General features: G+C 65.2%; 15 protein-coding genes and 1 other RNA gene. 5 read left to right on the top strand and 11 right to left on the bottom strand.

What is annotated here, in order from left to right:
• Positions 1-25: 25 nt before the first annotated feature.
• Together ACQY39_RS04670 and recA are read right to left on the bottom strand one after the other, a co-directional pair.
• Positions 26-643, bottom strand: coding sequence for a regulatory protein RecX (locus tag ACQY39_RS04670; RefSeq protein WP_428503854.1), 618 nt, complete (start codon positions 641-643; stop codon positions 26-28).
• A 116-nt stretch (positions 644-759) separates the two neighbouring features.
• On the bottom strand, positions 760-1,803 hold the full coding sequence (gene recA, locus ACQY39_RS04665) for a recombinase RecA (protein WP_263516220.1): 1,044 nt from the start codon (positions 1,801-1,803) through the stop codon (positions 760-762).
• A gap of 284 nt (positions 1,804-2,087) precedes the next feature.
• Here recA and ACQY39_RS04660 point away from each other — a divergent pair, with 284 nt between their 5' ends.
• Both ACQY39_RS04660 and ACQY39_RS04655 read left to right on the top strand, forming a co-directional pair.
• The gene (locus ACQY39_RS04660) at positions 2,088-2,765 is read left to right on the top strand and encodes a response regulator transcription factor (protein ID WP_263516219.1); all 678 of its coding nucleotides are present in this window, start codon (positions 2,088-2,090) and stop codon (positions 2,763-2,765) included.
• Positions 2,766-2,795: 30 nt separating this feature from the next.
• Positions 2,796-4,301, top strand: a complete 1,506-nt coding sequence (locus ACQY39_RS04655; protein ID WP_428503851.1) for a sensor histidine kinase — start codon at positions 2,796-2,798, stop codon at positions 4,299-4,301.
• On the opposite strand, the gene rodA is transcribed toward ACQY39_RS04655, so the two are convergent.
• The 6 genes from rodA to ACQY39_RS04625 form a co-directional block, all read right to left on the bottom strand.
• On the bottom strand, positions 4,292-5,452 hold the full coding sequence (rodA, locus tag ACQY39_RS04650; protein ID WP_428503849.1) for a rod shape-determining protein RodA: 1,161 nt from the start codon (positions 5,450-5,452) through the stop codon (positions 4,292-4,294). The two genes, ACQY39_RS04655 and rodA, sit on opposite strands and share 10 nt — an antisense overlap.
• Positions 5,449-7,548 carry a penicillin-binding protein 2 gene (gene mrdA, locus ACQY39_RS04645; RefSeq protein WP_428503847.1) on the bottom strand — a complete coding sequence of 700 codons (2,100 nt, stop codon included), beginning with the start codon at positions 7,546-7,548 and terminating at the stop codon, positions 5,449-5,451. Before mrdA ends, rodA begins: the two co-directional genes overlap by 4 nt.
• 34 nt (positions 7,549-7,582) lie before the next feature.
• On the bottom strand, positions 7,583-8,104 hold the full coding sequence (gene mreD, locus ACQY39_RS04640) for a rod shape-determining protein MreD (RefSeq protein ID WP_428503845.1): 522 nt from the start codon (positions 8,102-8,104) through the stop codon (positions 7,583-7,585).
• Entirely contained in the window at positions 8,101-9,084 is a 984-nt protein-coding gene (gene mreC / locus ACQY39_RS04635; RefSeq protein ID WP_428503843.1) for a rod shape-determining protein MreC, read from the bottom strand. Before mreC ends, mreD begins: the two co-directional genes overlap by 4 nt.
• A 24-nt stretch (positions 9,085-9,108) precedes the next feature.
• Positions 9,109-9,195, bottom strand: a non-coding RNA gene (locus ACQY39_RS04630) — sX9 sRNA.
• Positions 9,196-9,251: 56 nt separating this feature from the next.
• On the bottom strand, positions 9,252-10,295 hold the full coding sequence (locus ACQY39_RS04625) for a rod shape-determining protein (RefSeq protein WP_102768596.1): 1,044 nt from the start codon (positions 10,293-10,295) through the stop codon (positions 9,252-9,254).
• 282 nt (positions 10,296-10,577) lie between these two features.
• On the opposite strand from ACQY39_RS04625, the gene gatC reads away from it, so the two are divergent.
• Genes gatC through gatB form a run of 3 tightly spaced genes read left to right on the top strand, consistent with a single transcriptional unit; the run spans position 10,578 to position 13,847 of the window.
• Complete coding sequence (gene gatC / locus ACQY39_RS04620) at positions 10,578-10,877, top strand: Asp-tRNA(Asn)/Glu-tRNA(Gln) amidotransferase subunit GatC (protein ID WP_102768597.1); 300 nt, start codon at positions 10,578-10,580, stop codon at positions 10,875-10,877.
• Positions 10,874-12,391, top strand: a complete 1,518-nt coding sequence (gene gatA, locus ACQY39_RS04615) for an Asp-tRNA(Asn)/Glu-tRNA(Gln) amidotransferase subunit GatA (RefSeq protein WP_428503840.1) — start codon at positions 10,874-10,876, stop codon at positions 12,389-12,391. Before gatC ends, gatA begins: the two co-directional genes overlap by 4 nt.
• Positions 12,392-12,395: 4 nt before the next feature.
• Positions 12,396-13,847, top strand: coding sequence for an Asp-tRNA(Asn)/Glu-tRNA(Gln) amidotransferase subunit GatB (gatB, locus tag ACQY39_RS04610; RefSeq protein ID WP_428503838.1), 1,452 nt, complete (start codon positions 12,396-12,398; stop codon positions 13,845-13,847).
• 107 nt (positions 13,848-13,954) lie between these two features.
• Here gatB and ACQY39_RS04605 read toward each other — a convergent pair whose 3' ends face one another.
• The 3 genes from ACQY39_RS04605 to ACQY39_RS04595 form a co-directional block, all read right to left on the bottom strand.
• Entirely contained in the window at positions 13,955-14,695 is a 741-nt protein-coding gene (locus tag ACQY39_RS04605) for a hypothetical protein (RefSeq protein ID WP_428503836.1), read from the bottom strand.
• Positions 14,695-15,390 (bottom strand): orotate phosphoribosyltransferase, encoded by a 696-nt coding sequence (gene pyrE / locus ACQY39_RS04600; RefSeq protein WP_428503834.1) that lies wholly within the window; start codon positions 15,388-15,390, stop codon positions 14,695-14,697. Before pyrE ends, ACQY39_RS04605 begins: the two co-directional genes overlap by 1 nt.
• Positions 15,391-15,507: 117 nt before the next feature.
• A complete protein-coding gene (locus ACQY39_RS04595) occupies positions 15,508-17,763 on the bottom strand; it encodes a TonB-dependent receptor (protein WP_428503832.1) in 2,256 nt (751 codons plus the stop codon).
• Positions 17,764-17,968 lie beyond the last annotated feature (205 nt).

Raw genomic sequence — 17,968 nt, 5'->3', positions numbered from 1 at the left:
CACCCACCATCTCGATACGAGTGATTCAGTCATCCGCTTCGACCGGGCCGCGCAAAACACGCCGCACCGACTCGCCGCCAAAGCCGCGGCCGATCAGAAATCGGGCGTGCTTGGCCCGCGTGGCGGCATCCTCGGGCCATTGCCCGCCGAACTTGCGCTGCCAGACGGCTCGAGCGCGCTCGATCTCGCTGTCCTTGAGCAAGGCCAACTGGTCGCCGCTGAGCTGCAAGCCATGCTGGGCAAGCTCCAGCTTGATACGTTGGCTGCCGAAACGGGCAGAACGGGCGTGAATGCGGGCGTCAACAAAGCGCTGTTCGCTCAGATAGCCGCGCTCCTGCAGGAACAGCAGCAGGGCATCGACTTCGGCTCCGACGTCGGCATCGCCGCCATCGTCGGGGTCTTCGTCGGGGTTTTCGGCTTGACCCAGCGCATCGACACCTGCTTCTGAGCAGGGCTCCGGCACGAACCAAGCAGCCAGGCCTGCAGCAGGCTCAGCTGCGGCGGCTGCCTGGCGCTGCTGGGCCGCGCGCTGCTCGCGCGCAATGCGCAGCAGCTTGCGCCGCAGCTCCGCCCTGCTGTGCTCCCGCTGGGCCAGTAGCGCAATCGCGCGAGCCTTGAGGGAAAGGGGCTTGCCGGCTTTCATGCAAAGGAAGGGAGTGCCGTGAAAGTACAGGCGACCAAGAAGGAATAGCAGGCTATAGAGAGCCCGTGGTGCAAGAGCCCGAGCGGCGCATGGCACCGGGCTCTTGCCGCGCCCTCTTACTCAGCCGCGCCGCCGGCCTTGTTCATCGGCGCGACGCCGAGCGACTCGCGGATGCGGTTTTCGATCTCACGGCTGACATCGGGGTTCTCGCGCAGAAATTCGCGCGCGTTGTCTTTGCCCTGGCCGATCTTTTCGCCCTGGTAGGCATACCAGGAGCCGGACTTCTCGACCACCTTGGCGACCACACCCATGTCGATGATCTCGCCCTCGCGGCTGATGCCTTCACCGTAGAGGATGTCGAACTCGGCCGTCTTGAACGGCGGCGAGACCTTGTTCTTGACGACCTTGACCTTGGTTTCGCTGCCGATGACGTCATCGCCCTTCTTGATCGAGCCGATGCGGCGGATGTCCAGGCGCACCGAGGCGTAGAACTTGAGCGCATTGCCGCCGGTGGTGGTTTCGGGGCTGCCGAACATCACGCCGATCTTCATACGGATCTGGTTGATGAAGATGACCATGCAGTTGGTCTTCTTGATGGTGGCGGTCAGCTTGCGCAGGGCCTGGCTCATCAGGCGGGCTTGCAGGCCGGGCAGGGAGTCGCCCATTTCGCCTTCCAACTCAGCCTTGGGGGTCAGTGCAGCGACCGAGTCGATCACGATCAGGTCCACGGAACCGGAGCGCACCAGCGCGTCAACGATCTCCAAGGCCTGCTCACCGGTGTCGGGCTGGCTGATCAGCAGCTCCTGCAGATTCACGCCCAGCTTCTGTGCGTACTGGATGTCCAGGGCATGTTCGGCGTCGATGAAGGCGCAGGTGCCGGCCAGCTTCTGCATTTCGGCGATGACCTGCAGGGTCAGCGTGGTCTTGCCCGAAGACTCCGGGCCATAGATCTCGACCACGCGGCCGCGCGGCAGGCCGCCAACGCCCAGGGCAATGTCCAAACCCAGCGAACCGGTGGAAACCACCTGGATGTCCTCAATCACCTCGCCTTCGCCGAGGCGCATGATGGAGCCCTTGCCAAACTGCTTCTCGATCTGGCTGAGAGCGGCTTGCAGAGCCTTGGCTTTTTCGGTGTTGAGGGCTTTGACGGGGGCATCCATGATTCGTTCTCCTGAAAAGGGCTGGGCGGATTATGTCGCAATCTGTATGTTTGTACAGTAGTTTGACGATTGAACTTTGGCAAGCCGTATCAGCTCTTGCAATGTCATGGCTGAATCCTAGGTTGCTGCTGGCTCACTGGATGAGCCAGCAAATGTTGAAGTCAGAATTTGGATGGTCCTTGATTTCACCGCGCACAGCGAACTGCCATCCGCCGAAGCCTTGGCCCGCATCCCTAGAATGCGGGACCGAGCCCTCCCTGGCCATGAGTAATGGAGACTGACGCATGCGCATCCTGATTGCCGAAGATGACCAAGTCCTGGCCGATGCCTTGTTGCGCTCCCTGCGCGCTTCCGGCTATGCGGTGGATCAGGTCGGCAGCGGCACCGAGGCCGATGCGGCCCTCGCTTCGCACGAATTCGACCTGGTGATCCTGGACCTGGGCCTGCCGCGGCTGCATGGCCTGGAGGTGCTCCGCAAGCTGCGCGCACGCGGCTCCTCCATGCCAGTGCTGATCCTGACGGCGGCCGACAGCGTCGAGCAGCGCGTCAAAGGTCTGGACCTAGGCGCCGACGACTACATGGCCAAGCCTTTTTCTCTGCAAGAGCTGGAAGCCCGCGTGCGCGCCCTGACCCGGCGCGGCCTGGGCACCGCGTCCAGCGTCATCAAGCATGGGCCTTTGAGCTTCGATGCGACCGGGCGGGTGGCCTATATCAACGAGCAGATGATTGAATTGTCGGCACGCGAGTTGAGCTTGCTGGAAGTCCTGCTGCAACGCGCCGGCCGACTCGTCAGCAAGGACCAATTGGTCGAACGCCTCTGTGAGTGGGGCGAAGAGGTTAGCAACAACGCCATCGAGGTCTACATCCACCGCCTGCGCAAGAAGATCGAGCAAGGCCCAATCCGCATCGCCACGGTGCGCGGCCTGGGCTACTGCCTGGAGAAGATCCAGCCCGGCGCTTGATGCCCCTCGCTCACGACTGGAGCCCCGGCCATGGCGGCTGAAACCGGCCAACGCTCGCTGTTCGGCGAGATCCTGGATTGGATGCTCGCGCCGCTGCTGCTGATCTGGCCGATCAGCGTGGCCCTGACCTGGCTCGTGGCGCAAGGCATTGCCAGCCGCCCTTACGACCGCGAGCTCGGCGAGATGGCCCGCACCCTGGGCCTGCAAGTGGCCTCGGCCGCACCGCTGGCCGAGGGGCGCAGTGCGCGTTCGCGCTATGCCCTAGCGCCCGAAGCGGCCGCCCTGCTGCGCGCTGACGAAACCGACACGGTCTACTACCAGGTGCTGGGCCTGCGTGGCGAGCTGCTCAACGGCGACGCCAAGCTGCCCGTGCCGCCCGAGGACGATGTCATCGTGCCCTGGGAGCTGCATTTCCGCGACGAAGACATGGGCAGCGAACGCGTGCGCGTGGCCTACCTCTGGGTCGCGCCCGAAGGCATGGCGGGCAGCACTCAGACCATGCTGGTGCAGGTGGCCGAGACCCTGGGCAAGCGCTCGCGCCTGACCAACGAAATCATCAAGGGCGTGATCCTGCCGCAGTTCGTGATCCTGCCTCTGGCGGTGCTGCTGGTCTGGCTGGCCCTGGCGCGCGGCATCGCGCCGCTCAACGAACTGCAGCGGCGCATCCGCTCGCGCGAGAGCTCGGACCTCAGCCCCATCGACGAGCGGCGCATCCCCGATGAAGTCGCGCCCCTGGTGCGCGCCATCAACGACCTGCTGGCGCGGCTGGATCAGTCCATCAGCAGCCAGAAGCATTTCCTGGCCGACGCGGCCCACCAGCTCAAGACCCCACTGGCCGGCCTGCGCACGCAGGCTGAATTTGCCCAGCGTGAGATTGACGAAGGGCGCAGCGAGCCAGCCGAACTCAAACGCTCCTTGCAGCAGATTGCCCTGTCCAGCCAGCGCGCCGCGCACATGGTCAACCAGCTGCTGGCCATGGCCCGCGCTGAAGACCAGGAACATGCGGCGCAGCGCAGCGAGGTCAACCTGGCCGAACTGGCCACCGAAACCGTGCGCGACTTCGTGCCGCGCGCCTTGGACAAGCGCATCGACCTGGGCTACGAAGGCCCGGAGCCCGACGCCTTCAGCCTGAGTCTGCTCGGCCATGGGCTGCTGATCCGGGAACTGATCCGCAACCTGGTCGACAACGCCCTGCTCTACACGCCGGCCGGTGGCACGGTCACTGTGCGCATCGTCGAGGATCCCTTCGGTCAGGTTTGTGTGCTGCAGGTCGAGGACTCAGGACCGGGCATTCCGGAAAGCGAACGGGACAAGGTCTTCCAGCCCTTCTACCGGGCGCTGGGAACCAATGTGGATGGCTCCGGCCTGGGCCTGGCCATCGTGCGTGAGATCGCGCAACAGCATGAGGCGGAACTGACGCTGGACGACACCCGGCCGCGCCGCCCCGGGCAACAGCCCGAGGCCGATGGCCAGGGACCAGGCGCCCGCTTCACGGTGCGCTTCCACTCCCGGCCCATGAGCCCAGTTCAGGACTGATTGAAGCGCCGCGACTTCGCGATCGACATCAGCAAGCCCAGGCCGAAGCCCAGGGTCACCATGGCAGTGCCGCCGTAGCTGATAAAGGGCAGGGGCACGCCCACCACGGGCAAGATGCCGCTGACCATGCCCATATTGACGAAGACATAGGTGAAGAAGCTCAGCGTGATGGCGCCCGCCATCAGGCGCGAGAACAGGGTCGGCGCGTCCGATGCAATCATCAAGCCGCGCATGATCAGCGCGGTGAAACCGGCCAGCAAGCCGAGTGCGCCGAACAGACCGAACTCCTCACCATAGGCGGCAAAGATGAAGTCGGTGGTGCGCTCTGGAATGAACTCCAGATGGGTCTGCGTGCCCTTCATGAAGCCTTTGCCGGTCAGGCCGCCTGAGCCGATGGCGATCTCGCCCTGGATGATGTGGAAGCCCTTGCCGAGCGGATCCTTGGTCGGGTCCAGCAAGGTGCAGACACGGTTCTTTTGATATTCACGCAGCACCGGCCAGGTCACATCGGGCTGGCAGATCGCCTCTTCGCTCACCACCAGGGCCGTGATGCCTGCACCCGCCAGCACAAAGGCCGGGATGATCAGCCGCCAGGACAGGCCCGCGAAAAAGATCACATACAAGCCGGTACTCAGCACCAGGATGGACGTGCCCAGGTCCGGCTGCTTGGCCACCAATCCCACCGGGATTGCCAGCAGCACGAATGCCGCCACAAAGTCCGGCAGTCGCAGTTGCCCCTCACGCTTCTGGAACCACCAGGCCAGCATCAAGGGCACGGCAATCTTGAGGATCTCAGAAGGCTGGATCTGAGTGATACCGACGTTGAGCCAGCGCGTCGCCCCTTTTTTGGTAATGCCGAACATGGCCGTGGCCAGCAGCAAAGTCACCCCCACCACATAGAGCGGCATGGCCAGGGCCATCATGCGCTGCGGCGGCACTTGGGCGACCAGGAAGATGAGGATGATGGCCAGCAGGGTGTTGCGGCCATGGTCGACAAAGCGTGTGCCGTGGTCGTAACCGGCCGAATACATGCACACCATGCCCAGACCCATCAGCCAAGCAATGGCCAGCAGCAGGGGCAGGTCGAAGCCGCTGAACCAGGGCCGCAGACGCTGCCACCAGTTCGGGCCATTGAAGGCATTGGCGCTCATGGGCGGGCTCCTGAAGCGGCTGGCTTGGGCGCAGCGGGCTTGGCAGCGCTGGCTGGCAGGGGCGCAGCTGGTGCAGAAACGGCAGCCGAAGCCGACGCGGCCGCTGGCAAGCTGCCCGAAGCGGCAACTGCCCCCGCCACCGGCGCCTGCCCCGGCAAGGGCACCTGCTCGATGCGACGTGGCTGGCCCACTGGAGCGGTGGTCTTGCCCAGCTGGGTCAAGGCGATGTCTTCCTCGCTCGGGTACTGGCCCATCAGCATGAAGTCGAAGACCCGGCGCGCGATCGGCGCGGCCGAGGTAGAGCCGAAACCGGCGTTCTCGACGATCACGGCCAAGGCGATGGTGGGCGCCTCCAGCGGCGCGAAGGCGATGTAGAGCGAGTGGTCGCGCTTGCGCTCATCGGCCTTGATGTCCTTGTAACGCTCGCCGGCGCGCAAGCCGATGGCCTGCGCCGTACCGGTCTTGCCGCCACTTCGATAGCCGGCCCCGTTGAAGGCAGCGCGCGAAGTGCCTTCGATGGTCACCCCGTACATGGCATTGCGGATCACCTCGACCTGCTCGGGCTTGAGGGCCAGGGGCGGCAGAGCGTCGCTGGCGACGCGGCGCTGCTCATGGCGCACCACGTCCTCGATTTCGCGCACCAGGCGCGGCTTGAAGCGCTGGCCACCAGTCGACAGGGTGGACACGGCAGTGGCGATCTGCAACATGGTGAAGTTGTTGTAGCCCTGGCCGATGCCCAGCGAGATGGTCTCGCCGGCAAACCACTTCTGGTTCGCCGGGTTGCGGGCAAAGTAGCGGCGCTTCCAGGCCTGCGAGGGCAGCACGCCGGTGACCTCGCCCTGCACATCGATCTCGGTCTTGCGGCCGAAACCGAAGGGCTCCAGCTCGTCGTGAATCAGGTCCACGCCCATCTCATTGGCCAGGCTGTAGAAGTAGACATTGGACGAGCTGACGATGGCCAGGCGCATGTCCTTGGGCCCGGGCCGGTCGGTCTCCGGGCTGCCGAAGGTGCGCCCGCCGAAGCTGTAGGTCAGGTTGTCCATGACGATGGTGCCGGGCGCACGCTTGCCGCTGTCGAGCGCGGCCATGGCCATGAAGGGCTTGAAGGTCGAGCCCGGCGGGTAGGTGCCGCGCAGCGCGCGGTTCAGCAGGGGCTTGTCCAGGTCTTCGTTGAGCTCGCGCCAGCTGTCGGCATCGATGCCGTCAACGAAAAGATTGGGGTCGAAGGTCGGCTTGGAGACGAAAGCCAGCACCTCACCATTGCGCGGGTCGATGGCCACCAGGGCACCGCGCCGGTCCTTGTAGAGTTCTTCCACCAGGGCCTGCAGGCGGATGTCGATGGACAGCATCAGCGTGTTGCCCGGCGTCGGCGGCCGGTGGGCCAGGCGGCGCACAGCGCGGCCGCCAGCGCTGGTTTCGACCTGCTCGAAACCGGTGATGCCGTGCAGCTCGCGCTCATAGCTCTGCTCCAGGCCCAGCTTGCCGATGTACTCGGTGCCACGGTAGTTGGCGATGTCCTCGTCCTCCCACTCGTCCATGGCTTTTTTCTCGGCCTGGTTGATGCGGCCGATGTAGCCGATCAGGTGGGCGCCCACCTCGCCCAAGGGGTAGCTTCGGAACAGCCGGGCCTTGATCTCGACGCCGGGGAAGCGGAAGCGCTGGGCTGTGAAGCGGGCCACCTCGGCCTCGCTCAGCTTGGTGCGAATCGGCAGGGACTCGAAGTTCTTGTTCTCGCTCATCAGCCGCTTGAAGCGGCGGCGATCGCGCGGCTGCACCTCGATCACCTGGGCCAGGGCGTCGATGGTGGTCTCCAGATCGGGCACCTTGGAGGGCGTTATCTCCAGCGTGTAGGCCGAGTAATTGCTGGCCAGGACAATGCCGTTGCGGTCCTTGATCAGGCCGCGGTTGGGCACGATGGGCACGACCGTGATGCGGTTGGATTCGGCGCGGTCCGAAAGGCTTTCATGCTGGACCACCTGCAAAAAGATCAAACGCGCCAGCAGCAGGCCGAAGCAGAACAGCACGAAGGCGGCCGCCGCCAGCAGGCGCAGGCGAAAGCGGCCCAGCTCCTGCTTGAGATTCTTGAGCACCGTCATGACGAGCCCACCCGGTCAGACCGCAGGCTGTGCTTCACAGCGGCCGGTGCGCATCGCGGTCCGGCGCACGGCGCTGCGGCGCCAGCAGCAGCACGCTGGCCAGCGGCCACAGCAGGGTTTCAAACAGCGGCGCCAGCAAAAGCGTCCAGCCCGGCCACATGCCGCCGACCGCCAGACGCACCAGCAGAGACACGGCGTGGGCGAGCACGAACAGCGGCAGCACCTGCAAAGCCTGAGCGCCAAGGCTGAAGCCGGTCAGGCGGCGGTGCAGGGTGATGGCACCGAAGCTCAGCAGGCTGTAAGCCAGGGCATGCTGACCCAGCAAGGCCCCATGGTGAATGTCGATCAGCAAGCCCAGCACAAAGGCCCAGACCACACCGACCCGGCGCGGCTGGTGCACGCCCCAGAACACCAGCACCACCGACAAGAAATCGGGCATGGCGGGGAAACGGCCGATCGGCACCATATCGGCCAGCAGAGCCAGAAACAGGCTGAAGGCGATGAAGGCTGGATTGACCGGCAGCAGCAGCTGGCCGGCGCCGCGCGGCATGATCATGGTTGGCCTCCGCTGTTCTTGGCGTCTGCCTTGGCTTCGGCCGCCGCGGCCTTGCGCTGGGCCTTGAGACTGGCGGCCGAAGCGGCCTCCGCGGCCAACATGGCCGCCGCTTCGGCCTTGGCCTTGGCATGCTGCTCCTGAGGCTGCAAGACCAACACATGGCGCACGCTGTCGAGCTGCGCGACCGGCTGCAGGCGCACGCTGGCAAAGCTGGTATCTCCGCGACGTTCCACCGACGTCACCTTGGCCACCGGCAAGCCCGAGGGGTAGACCCCGTCCAGGCCCGAGGTGGACATCAGGTCGCCCGGCTTGATGTCGGCATTGGCGGCCAGAAAGCGCAGCTCCATGCCATTGCCGTCGCTGCTGCCGAAGGCGGCATTGCGCGCCTGGGTGCGCGAGTTGAGCACTGGGATGGCGGCGTCTTTGTCACTCAGCAGGGTGACCTCGGCCGACAAGGTGTAGACCCGGGTGACTTGGCCCAGCACGCCAGCGTCGTTGATGACCGGCGAACCGGCTTGAACGCCGTGGCGGCTGCCGCGGTCAATGACCACGCGGCGCGAATAGGGGTCGGCCGCTTCGTACAGCACTTCGGCCGACAGCGAGGCCACATCCAGTGCCGGGCGCAATTCGAGCAGCGCACGCAGGCGCTGGTTCTCGGCCTGCAACTGGGCGGCACGTGCCAGACGTTCGGCCTGCTCCACCAGTTGCTGGCGCGCCAGCGCTTCCGCCGCCATGGCCCGCTCGGTGCCACGCCGGTAGTCGCCGAAGCTCTCCCAGGCATCGACCGGGCTCAGCAGCAGGCGCTGGAAAGGATGCAAGACCAAAGCCAGAGCCGCTCGGGCCGGCTCGACCACATGGAAGCGCGCGTCAGCCACCATCAGGAACAGCGCCAGCGCCGCGCACAGCACCAGCCGCGCCTGGGCGGACGCGCCCTGGCGAAAGAAAGGTGGCGGGTTGCGATCTGGGGGGCCGAGGGGCATGGCGCTCTTGAGGATCAAACTGACCGCTAACGCCCGCTCTCAGCAGCCGTAGCGAGCGGGCATCAGGCGAGGCGGACGGAGCGGAGCAACCGGAACGTACTGCTGGTACGTGAGGATTGCGAGCACCGCCCAACGACGCATGATGCTCGCGCAGTAGGCAAAAACAATCACTCGGAGGTGAAGATGGAGCCGAGGCGCTCCATGCGCTCCAAAGCCATCCCGCAACCCCGCACCACGCAAGTCAGCGGATCCTCCGCCACCAGCACCGGCAACCCAGTTTCCTCAGCCAGCAGACGGTCCAGATCGCGCAGCAAGGCGCCGCCGCCGGTCAGCATCATGCCGCGCTCGGCGATGTCGGCGCCCAACTCGGGCGGGGTCTGTTCCAGCGCGTTCTTCACGGCGGAGACGATCTGGTTCAGCGGGTCGGTCAGGGCTTCCAGGATCTCGTTGGACGAGATGGTGAAGCTGCGCGGCACGCCTTCGGCCAGATTGCGGCCCTTGACTTCCATTTCCTTGACCTCGGAGCCCGGGAAGGCGCTGCCGATGTTCTTCTTGATCGCTTCGGCGGTGGGCTCACCGATCAACATGCCGTAGTTGCGGCGGATGTAGTTGATGATCGCTTCGTCGAACTTGTCGCCGCCGACGCGCACGCTGCCCTTGTAGACCATGCCGCCCAGCGAGATCACGCCCACTTCGGTGGTGCCGCCGCCGATGTCCACGACCATGGAGCCGGACGCTTCCGACACCGGCAGACCGGCGCCAATCGCAGCCGCCATCGGTTCCTCAATCAGGTAGACCTCGGAAGCACCGGCGCCCAGGGCCGATTCACGAATGGCGCGGCGCTCGACCTGGGTGGAACCGCAGGGCACGCAGATGATGATGCGCGGGCTGGGGCGCAGCATCTTGGAGTCGTGCACCATCTTGATGAACTGCTTGAGCATCTGCTCGGTGACAGTGAAGTCGGCGATCACGCCGTCCTTCATCGGGCGGATCGCCTCGATATTGCCCGGCACCTTGCCCAACATGGCCTTGGCCTCGCGGCCCACAGCCTGGATCGTCTTCTTGCCGTGGGGGCCGCCTTCGTGGCGGATCGAAACGACCGAGGGTTCGTCCAAAACGATGCCCTTGCCGCGCACATAAATCAGCGTATTGGCGGTGCCCAGGTCGATGGCGAGGTCGGAGGAGAAATAGCGGCGCAGGGAAGCGAACATGATGTGTCTGGAGCGCAAACCACCTACATCTGAGCCTATGGGCTGGAGATCGTGGGCGGCTCGCGGGTTGGTCGGGAGGTCTGAATGGGGTCGGGCTGTTCGGTGTTCGCCATATGCAACGAGGCTGCGTGAGCCCTTGCGGCCGCGCAGCCCCGTGACATTGGAGATAAGCGGAGATAATACCCGATCACCCCCTAGTTACCGGCTGGGACGGGCCGTTTGTTGCGCTCTTTACAGCTCGCCACGGCCTTTGTTTCCGCCATCTCCGGACCCGGTTTCCCCATGGCCTTGACACCACAAGACGTAAGCCGCATCGCCCATCTGGCGCGCCTGGAGCTGCAGGAGGCCGAAAGCGCCGCCCTGCTGCCCCAGCTGAATGACTTCTTCTCCATCGTCGAGCAGATGAGTGCGGTGGACACCGCCGGCGTCGAGCCGCTGTACACGCCGCTGTCGGCCATCCAGGAGGTGCATCTGCGCCTGCGCGAAGACGCCGTCACCGAAAGCAACCAGCGCGAACTCAACCAGCGCAGCGCCCCGGCCGTGGAAGACGGCCTGTTCCTGGTTCCCAAGGTCATCGAATGAGCATCTCGAACAACACCCCCCTGCACGACCTGGGCGTGGCCGAGCTGGGCCAAGGCCTGCGCGACAAGCAGTTCTCCAGCGTCGAGCTGACCCAGCACCTGCTGCAACGCGTCCAGTCCAGTGACGCGAAACTGGGCGCCTTCCTCCATGTGGACGCCGACCACGCCCTGGCGCGCGCCCGTGCGGCTGACGCCCGCCTGGCGACAGGCGAAGGCGCGCAAACCGGCGGCGCCCTGATCGGCGTGCCGCTGGCGCACAAGGACATCTTTGTCACCGCCGACATGCCGACCACGGCCGGCTCCAAGATCCTGGCCGGCTACCGCAGCCCCTTCGACGCCACCGTGGTGGCGCGCCTGAATGCGGCCGGCACGGTCTCGCTGGGCAAGCTCAACTGCGACGAGTTCGCCATGGGCTCGGCCAACGAAAACTCGGCCTACCAGCCGGTGGCCAACCCCTGGGATTCCAGCCGCGTGCCGGGCGGCTCCTCGGGCGGCTCGGCCGCTGCGGTGGCCGCGCGCCTGCTGCCGGCCTCCACCGGCACCGATACCGGCGGCTCGATCCGCCAGCCGGCGAGCTTCACCGGCATCACCGGCATCAAGCCGACTTACGGCATCTGCAGCCGCTACGGCATGATCGCCTTTGCCTCCAGCCTGGACCAGGCCGGCCCCATGGCCCGCTCGGCCGAAGACTGCGCGCTGCTGCTCTCGGCCATGAGTGGCTTTGACGAGCGCGACGCCACCAGCGTGCAGCAAGCACCGCAGGATTTCCACGCCCAGATGCTGATCGCTCGCGAGGGCGCCACGGCGGCCCAGCCGCTCAAGGGCCTGCGCATCGGTCTGCCGCGCGAGTTCTTCCCCGCCGCCCTGTCGGCCGATGTCAACAGCGCCGTGCGCGCCGGCCTGGCCGAGCTGGAAAAGCTTGGCGCCACCCTGGTGGACGTGAGCCTGCCGCGCACCGAGCTGGCGATTCCGGTGTACTACATCATTGCCCCGGCCGAGGCCAGCTCCAACCTGAGCCGCTTTGACGGCGTCAAGTTCGGCCATCGCGCAGCCAAGTACGACGATCTGCTCGATATGTACAAGAAAACCCGTGCCGAAGGCTTCGGGGCCGAGGTCAAGCGCCGCATCATGATCGGCAGCTACGTGCTGTCTCACGGTTACTACGACGCCTACTACCTGCAAGCGCAAAAGCTGCGCCGCATGATTGCCGACGATTTCCAGCAGGCCTTCAAGCAGTGCGACCTGATCGCCGGCCCGGTGGCGCCCACCGTGGCCTGGAAGCATGGCGAGGGCAAGGACGACCCGGTCAAGGCTTATCTGGCCGACATCTTCACCTTGCCCGGCTCCTTGGCCGGCCTGCCCGGCATGAGCGTGCCCGTGGGGCTGGGCGAAGGCGGCATGCCCGTCGGCTTGCAGCTGCTGGGCAACTACTTCAAGGAAGGCCAGCTGCTGCACACCGCACACGCGCTGCAGCAAGCCACCGACTGGCACCGCGCCGCTCCCGCAGGAATCTAAGCACATGGCATCTAGCAAATTGATCCGTGGCTACGAGGTCGTGATCGGCCTGGAAAACCACGTCCAACTGTCCACCGTTTCCAAGATCTTCAGCGGCTCCTCCACCGCCTTCGGCGCCGAGCCCAACACGCAGGCTTCGGCCGTGGACCTGGCCCTGCCGGGCACCCTGCCGGTGCTGAACCGCGGCGCCGTCGAGCGGGCCATCCGCTTCGGCCTGGCCGTGGGCGCCAAGGTGGCGCCGCTGTCCATCTTCGCGCGCAAGAACTACTTCTACCCCGACTTGCCCAAGGGCTACCAGATCAGCCAGTTCGAGATCCCGGTGGTGCAAGGCGGCCGGGTCGAGTTCTTCGTCGGTGACGAGAAAAAGGTCGTCAACCTGACCCGCGCCCACCTCGAGGAAGACGCGGGAAAAAGCCTGCACGAGGACTATCACGGCCAGAGCGGCATCGACCTGAACCGCGCCGGCACGCCGCTGCTGGAGATCGTCTCCGAGCCCGAGATGCGCTCCGGCGCCGAGGCCTGCGAGTACGCCAAGACCCTGCATGCGCTGGTGATGTGGCTGGGCATCTGCGACGGCAATATGCAGGAAGGCTCCTTCCGCTGCGACGTCAACGTCTCGGTGCGCAAGCCCGGCGAGCCCTTCGGCACGCGCCGCGAGATCAAAAACCTCAATAGCTTCCGCAATCTGATCCAGGCGGTGGACTACGAGGTCAACTGGCAGATCGACGAGATCGAAGACGGCCGCAAGATCCAACAGGCCACCGTGCTGTTCAACCCGGACACCGGCGAGACACGCGCCATGCGCAGCAAGGAAGACTCGGCCGACTACCGCTACTTCCCCGACCCCGACCTGCCACCGCTGGTGATCGGCGCCGACTGGATCGAACGTGTCAAGGGCGAGATGCCCGAGCTGCCCTCGGTGATGGCCGCCCGCTTCGAGCAGGCCGATGGCCTGACCGCCTACGACGCTGCCATCATGACCCAGAGCCTGGCCACGGCGCGCTTCTACGAGGCGGCCAAGGCCGTCTGCGGCGCGCCCAAGCTGGTGGCCAACTGGCTGCAAGGTGAAGTCTCCCGCCGCTTGAACAGCGAGGAACGCAGCATCGAAGCCAGCCCGGTCAGCCCCGAGCTGCTGGGCCGTCTGATCCAGCGCATCCAGGACGGCACGATCTCGAACAATGCGGCCAAGCAGGTGTTTGAGGCGCTGTGGAGCGGCGAAAGCGCTGATGTGGACGCTGTCATCGAAGCCAAGGGCCTGAAGCAGGTCAGCGACACCGGCGCCATCGAAGCCATCCTCGACGAGGTGCTGGCCGCCAACCCGAAATCGGTGGAAGAGTTCCGCGCCGGCAAGGACAAGGCCTTCAACGCCCTGGTCGGCCAGGCCATGAAGGCCACCAAGGGCAAGGCCAACCCGGCCCTGGTGAATGAGCTGCTGAAGAAGAAGCTGGCAGGCTGAGCGCCTGGACTCCGGCTCACTCACCAAATCAAGCGGCGCCTCGGCGCCGCTTTTTTATGGCCTCAACAGACTTGCGTGTGCCCAGAACATAGGCCGGACGGCTGCGCTCAACGTGGGCTGGAGGCCGCCGCCCCCGCGCTGCTGCTCATGGCGCCCAGGCTGCCCGGCGCGGAGCCCGTCCAGAGGCGCTTCAGGCGAGCCAGCTCTTCGTCGTAGCGGGCATTGATCCGCACCATTTCCGCGCGCGAGTTGCCGATCAGTTGCTGCTGGGCCAAGGCCGCCGCGTCATTGCGGTCGAGCTGCTGCTTGAGCTTGGCGGGCAAAGACTTGCCCTTGTAGAACTCGGTCTCGTCGAGCAGGGGTTTGCGCTCTACGGCCAGCTCCTTGATGCGTCGCTCCGAAATCTCGATGCCCTTCTTGACGTCATCCAGCGCCAGCGTGCGCGCTTGCTGATGAACATGGGCGTTCGGGAATCGCAGCATCAGATTGCGGTCGCGACGCACGGCGTCGTTGCGGGCAGCTTGCTCCGCGGCCAGACGGCGCTCCTTGGCCTCCTGCGCGGCGCGCTCCTCGGGCGAAAGGTAGGGCGGCAAAACGGCGCGCTGCGAACCGTCGGCATTCAGGATGCGCTGCTCACGCGCGGTGCATTCGGCAATCGGCCGGTCCGAGGTCAGGCGGCGGCCGTCCGGCAAGGCACAGCTGTAGATGCCACTCGTTCCCGTGCTGGGTGATTGCGCCACGGCCTGTGCCGTGGCGGCGCAAGCCAGCGCCAGCACGGTGGCCGTGCCCACGGTCCAGTTCATGCGAATGAAGCAATGGGCCATAGCAGTGGCGGGAGCAGCAATCATCAGACTCCGTAACGATCCCGATAGGCCTGGACAGCGGCGGCGTGGGCCGTGACATCGCTGTCGCTGGTGGTGCGCAAGTATTCCAGCAAGTCGGCCAGACCGGCAATCGCTATCACCGGCAGTTTCAATTCTTCGCTGACGTACTGCACCGCGGACTTGGGGCTCTCGACACCGTTCTCGACCGCCTTCTCCTGGCGGTCCAGCGCGATGGTGACGCCGCAAGGCGTGGCGCCAGCGGCGGCGATCATGGCAATGGATTCGCGCACCGAGGTGCCGGCGGAGATCACATCGTCAATGATCAAGACCCGACCCCGCACCGGCGCGCCGACCAAGGTGCCGCCTTCGCCGTGGTCCTTGGCTTCCTTGCGGTTGTAGGCGTAGGGCTTGTTGTGGCCCAGACGCGCCAGTTCCACCGACAAGGCAGCGGCCAGAGTGATGCCTTTGTAGGCGGGGCCAAAAATCATGTCGAACTGCAGGCCCGAAGCGATCAGGCGCTGGGCATAGAACTGCACCAGGCGGCCGAGCTTGGCGCCGTCATCGAACAGACCGGCATTGAAAAAGTAAGGGCTCAGCCGCCCTGCTTTCGTTTTGAATTCCCCGAAACGCAAGACGCCGGCCTGCACGGCGAAGGCGACGAATTCCTGGGCAAGCAGGTCGGGTGCGGCGGGCGAGGAAGTCGTGGACGAGGCGTTCATGGCGGGTTCATGCAAGAGGTTGCAACACATTGTAGGGGTGCAAAAAAGCCCGTCCCCCCAAAGAGGGACGGGCTTCAGACCGTGCGAAATACCGGCGCGGGCCGCCGGAAACAGGGCTTAGAACAAAGCCTTGAACTGCAGACCGTAGGTGCGCGGGTCGTTGATGAAGCCGGTCAGGTTGTTGAAGGCGATCGCGCCATTGACCACCACCTTGTTGGTGATGTTGCGGCCAAAACCGGCGACTTCGTACTTGCCGTTGTCCCAGGTGTAACCGACGCGAATGCCGCCTTCCAGCAGCGACTTGCCGGTGAACTCCACCGAGGGCAGCAAGAAGAAGTTGATCTTCGAGCGATAGGCCCAGTCGGTGTAGACAAACACTTCGCTGCCATCGGCCAGCGGGATGCCATAGCGTGCGGTCACGTTGGCAATCCACTTCGGCGCGTTGGGCAGGGGGTTGTTGTACAGGCTGTAGCGGCCCTGGCCATCGGGCGTGCCGATGGGGATGGCACCGCTGCCGGGGCGCACGTCGAACAGGCTGGAGTCCTTGATCTTGGTGTCGTTGTAGCTGGCACCCAGGGTCAGCATCAGGTTCTCGGTGGGCAGCAGATCAAGGTTGATCTCGAAGCCCTGGCCGGTGGCTTTGCTGGCATTGAGCAGGGTGTTGGTGTTGCTGGTCGAGCCCACGGCGGTCAGCTGCTGGTCCTTGACCTTGTAGGAGAAGACATTGGCCGACAAGCGGGCGCGACGCTCCCAGAAGTCACTCTTGATGCCCAACTCGTAGGAGGTGACGTTCTCCGGGCGGGCCTTGCTCTGCGCACCGAAACCATCGGCCGGGTAGATCGAGGCGGCGCGGAAGCCGGTCGCGACCCGCGCGTAGAGGTTGGTCTCGCGGCTCAGGCTGTAGGTGCCGGACAGGTCCCAGTTGACCTTGTTGTTGTCGGTCTCGGCGCTGGTGCCCGCGGTGTCGATGACCTTGCCGGTGGTGGCCAGGGTCTTCTTGTCGTTGGTGTAGCGCAGGCCGGCGCGCAACTTCAGCGCGGGGAAGACTTCATAGTTGACCGAGCCGAACAGAGCCCAGGCCTTGTTGGTCTGACGCGTGCTGACCAGGGGCGGCACGGCAGCCGTGTAGTCATACGACTCCATGGTGTACCGCTCGTCGAAGAAGTAGGCACCACCCTGCCAGCGCAACGGGCCGGCGGCATTCGACTCCAGACGCAGCTCCTGGCTCAGCTGGCGGTGGTCGCGCAGGCCGTCCGAGGTTTCGACCGGGAAGAACACCTCGCCTTCCTTGTCATAAGGCGGCAGCTTGAAGTTGCTGGGGATGACCCGCAGGATGTAGCCGCCGTCCACGTCGGCGCGGCTGAAGGGCTGCACAGTTTCGATGGCGGTGATCGAGTGCAGGGTCAGGTCGCCCATCACCCACTTGAGCTTGGCGCTGCCGCCGGTGGCGTGCAGGCGCTGCTCGTTCTTGCCGTCGATGTACATCTTGGCCGGGTCGAAGCCCGCCACCAGCTCGTTCGTGCCCGGCTTGATGATGCTGGAGCGGAACATGCGCGGCGAGCCGTCCAGTTCGCGGTTGTGCACATTGAACAGGGCGCTGAAGGCCTTGCTCGGCTCGTAGAGCGCCTGGATGCGCACGGCGCGGTCGTCATAGCCTTCGGTGGCCGGGGTCTGGGCATTGGGCACCTGGTTCTTGACCCAGTCGTCGCGGTGCTGGACCTGAGCCGAGATGCGCGCCGCCCAATCGCCGCCCAGAGGCAGGTTGAAGGCGCCTTCGAGGTTGCTGGTGCCATACGTGCCGTAGGAGAAGCTGGCATAGCCCTCTTGCTTCTTGCCCGGCTTGACCGAATCAAACTTGACCACGCCGGCCGGCGTGTTGCGGCCGAACAGCGTGCCTTGCGGGCCGGCGATCACTTCCACGTTCTTGACGTCGAAGACCGGGAAGCCCTTGAGGATGGGGTTCTCCTGCACCACGTCGTCATAGATCAGCGAGACGGGTTGCGAGGCATTGAGGCGGAAATCGGTGTTGCCGTAGCCGCGGATGTAGAAACGCGGGAAGGCGCGGCCGAAAGAGGACTCGATGTTCAGGCTGGGCACGCGGCCGGACAGGAAGCGCACGTCCTGACCGCTGGAGTTCAGCACATCGAGTTTCTCGCCGCTGATGGCGGAGACGGCATTGGGCACGTCTTTGATGTTCTCGGTGCGGCGCTCGGCGGTGATGACCACCGTCTCCAGCTTGCTCTTGTCGGCCTTGGCGGCCGTTGCACCATCTTGGGTCTGCGCCAAGGCAGAGCTCAAGGGCCAGGCGGCCAGCACCAGGCTGAGCGCCAAGGTCAAACGAGAGGGAGACTGAACCGGGGACTGCGCTTTCATGCGGGGAACTCCAAAAAGCCCAAGGGGCGACTGAGATAAATCTGCGGCTGTGGCCCCAGCGCATGCGTTGGGGCCTGTTCTCGAAACGATGGAATCTAGCAAGTGCCGTGCCGGAAATCGGCGAACCGGATCGAACTTGCACGGCGTGTTGCCAAAATCATGCAGACCAATCGAGATACCACTTTCGCCAACAGCCGTTTTGGCG

It is taken from the genome of Roseateles sp. (assembly GCF_965262435.1).
In the GTDB taxonomy this organism is placed as follows: Bacteria; Pseudomonadota; Gammaproteobacteria; order Burkholderiales; family Burkholderiaceae_C; genus Paucibacter_A.
Note: the sequence above shows the minus strand (reverse complement) of the source record. Positions and strands in the feature narration are given on the sequence as shown.

Coding starts and splice junctions, on each gene's coding strand:
- ACQY39_RS04625 (WP_102768596.1), bottom strand. CDS start 10,295: ATGTTCGCTTCCCTGCGCCGCTATTTCTCCTCCGACCTCGCCATCGAC.
- ACQY39_RS04670 (WP_428503854.1), bottom strand. CDS start 643: ATGAAAGCCGGCAAGCCCCTTTCCCTCAAGGCTCGCGCGATTGCGCTA.
- rodA (WP_428503849.1), bottom strand. CDS start 5,452: ATGAGCGCCAATGCCTTCAATGGCCCGAACTGGTGGCAGCGTCTGCGG.
- gatB (WP_428503838.1), top strand. CDS start 12,396: ATGGCATCTAGCAAATTGATCCGTGGCTACGAGGTCGTGATCGGCCTG.
- mrdA (WP_428503847.1), bottom strand. CDS start 7,548: ATGACGGTGCTCAAGAATCTCAAGCAGGAGCTGGGCCGCTTTCGCCTG.
- ACQY39_RS04605 (WP_428503836.1), bottom strand. CDS start 14,695: ATGATTGCTGCTCCCGCCACTGCTATGGCCCATTGCTTCATTCGCATG.
- recA (WP_263516220.1), bottom strand. CDS start 1,803: ATGGATGCCCCCGTCAAAGCCCTCAACACCGAAAAAGCCAAGGCTCTG.
- mreC (WP_428503843.1), bottom strand. CDS start 9,084: ATGCCCCTCGGCCCCCCAGATCGCAACCCGCCACCTTTCTTTCGCCAG.
- gatC (WP_102768597.1), top strand. CDS start 10,578: ATGGCCTTGACACCACAAGACGTAAGCCGCATCGCCCATCTGGCGCGC.
- ACQY39_RS04655 (WP_428503851.1), top strand. CDS start 2,796: ATGGCGGCTGAAACCGGCCAACGCTCGCTGTTCGGCGAGATCCTGGAT.
- gatA (WP_428503840.1), top strand. CDS start 10,874: ATGAGCATCTCGAACAACACCCCCCTGCACGACCTGGGCGTGGCCGAG.
- ACQY39_RS04595 (WP_428503832.1), bottom strand. CDS start 17,763: ATGAAAGCGCAGTCCCCGGTTCAGTCTCCCTCTCGTTTGACCTTGGCG.
- pyrE (WP_428503834.1), bottom strand. CDS start 15,390: ATGAACGCCTCGTCCACGACTTCCTCGCCCGCCGCACCCGACCTGCTT.
- mreD (WP_428503845.1), bottom strand. CDS start 8,104: ATGATCATGCCGCGCGGCGCCGGCCAGCTGCTGCTGCCGGTCAATCCA.
- ACQY39_RS04660 (WP_263516219.1), top strand. CDS start 2,088: ATGCGCATCCTGATTGCCGAAGATGACCAAGTCCTGGCCGATGCCTTG.